General features: G+C 39.3%; 1 pseudogene. It reads right to left on the bottom strand.

Annotation, left to right across the window (positions count from 1 at the left end):
* Positions 1–299 (bottom strand): annotated as a pseudogene (locus tag FTV43_RS15915) (hypothetical protein); the annotation flags it as partial.
* Positions 300–2,285: the final 1,986 nt, after the last annotated feature.

The following is a 2,285-nucleotide window of genomic DNA, read 5'->3' as shown; positions in this document are numbered from 1 at the left end:
CACATTGGTAAAGGACGACCGCATAAATTACCGTTGGAAGATCGTTTGCTCTTATGTATAGGCTTTGTTGCATAAATATTTTGCAAAATACTTATTTTTAAGGAGTTTAAGAAAATTTTAATAAAAAATAAGTATAATAAAATCATAGTTTTAGGTATTTTTGCAACAAAGCCTCTTAGAAATAAAAGAGCATGATGTTTTAAGTATTTAACATAAAATCTCTTATGCGAAATTCCAAGAAGAGCACATCCAGTGCTCTTCTTATTTTTAGATAATAAATCGTTAAAAAAATGATCCATTCTCATTTTAGAACTGGGTGTTTTTTACTCAAAATACTATTTTTTTCCATAACCATAAAAGCCCCCCTTTGAAACATATATTTTTATTGATTATTTTTGTGCAAATTTCCTTGTAAACAGCTGTTTTATGGCAGGAATATAAATAAGAGTTCCTGCGATCTGCGTGCGCGAAAACATCTGAAAATTTGCCAAGTTTAAAAAAGCCTGAGACGATGGCTTTGCCAAAATATGAAATGAGCTTTGTTGTGTTAATCGTGCAACGAGCAAAACTTTCTAAACTTTTTTTTTCGGTTCGTGTGCATGAGACAGCCATCTCATTGCTAAAGACCGTGTAGCTGCATACGTGAGAAATCTAGTTGGTGCGGCTGCGAAGGGCACTGGACAGTGAGATTCTGTTCTTTGACCCAATCACTCTTAATTGGCTGTGACGTATGAACTCGTTGTGAGCCGATCAAATAGTTGGGCGACACTGAAACGGGATCCTTGGTGACAAGGGCAAACCCTGCTTAACAGAGAGTGTGAGTATCTTCATGGAATGATAGATGCGTTAGGAACACACGTTTACCGCTTCAATTCCTTAACAGGGTGGTATGCGTTGCGCACAGGTGGGCTTATGAGAGTATCGCGAGGTACTAGGGGCACGAGGAGAAATCTGGACTGCTCGGTACTCAATGATTAACCAAATTGATTTGTCGTGATGACATATTTGATTAGTTATTGAGATCTATGGATAGCTCAAGCCTGTAACAGTGACACTAAGGAGATCCAAGAGATTGGATCAAGCATGTTGCTTTGCGTAGGTTAAGTGCTTTACCCGTAATGAAATTTAATATCGGTTAATAATGGGAGTTTTCGGAACTCTTACCTCAAAAAAAAGGAATAGCTGATATCAGGTTGAACGGATAAGCGTACTGACCGTCTATTTCACTAGAAATAGACAAAGACTGTTAACGCTAAAGTGGGAATCTCTCAAGCCAATGATTAGATGTGGTGGCTCCACACTATAGGCTTTTGGACCGAAAACACTCCGCGAGAGTGCTATAAGGTTTTATTAATGAGAGAGGGAGAGTTGCTGAATAGATTTAATTTGGTTTTATTTACAGATTAATTAGGTCACTTCGAGCGAATAAAAACGTAAGGGGTGGGTGAACGAAAGGCAATACGGTGCATAACCGGACTGAGAAAACAAAGTTTGTCAGGGGAGAGGTGTGGCAACCTCGGCAGCTATGAAATGCGGCAAGCCTGTTTGGCACGGAAGAAAGTGAATAAACGTTAAACATCCTGATGTAGCGCTCGGATGAATAATATTTCATGAGTAATCATTAAGAAAAGCGCTGGTTACGTTGAAGTTTGCGCTTTGAAATAACCCAGTTGTTCCGGAGACGGATCTGCTGCTGACTGATTTTTGCGATGATGGGCCGCAAGGCTCTAGTGGGATGATGTTATATAAAATCGTGATTGTGGAACTAAAACACAATTTGAAGTGTGTACTTTGTGATGTGTAGAAGTCAGGACCAGCTTAGTCTTGATGGAGGATCCATGAGAGTCGCTTCCACTGGAAACAGTGAAAATGTCGTAAGTTGATAACTGCGAGTTCGTTCTAGTCGCGAACTCAATAAATGATTAGCGTTAAGCGCGTTAGTTTCGTGAATTTGAACACGGAAAATCAAAAAAACAAGGCGGTCTCCTTAGGAGGCCGCCTTACCTTTTCCTGAAAGCTCATCATTTGCGTTTTAAGCACGTTTTCCTCATCGACATAGGATTCATAGTAATCAGTGAAAAAATCGCGCATACCCCCTATATTTTTGCGTTAAATCGCTATATCAGAGCGAGTGTCTACGAGCGAACATCGAAAAAGCGCGCCTAGACTCTCTGAAAAACAATTTTTTAGTATCAAAATCTCAAAAACAGGAAATCACTTATAGAAAAATGATTTCTAGACCGAGCGAAGCGAGTAAAAAAACTTATGAGCGAAGCGAATTCATT

It is taken from the genome of Acinetobacter sp. YH16053, from assembly GCF_013417035.1.
Taxonomy (GTDB): domain Bacteria; phylum Pseudomonadota; class Gammaproteobacteria; order Pseudomonadales; family Moraxellaceae; genus Acinetobacter; species Acinetobacter towneri.
The sequence above is the reverse complement of the archived record's forward strand: the minus strand, read 5'-3'. Positions and strand labels throughout refer to the sequence as shown.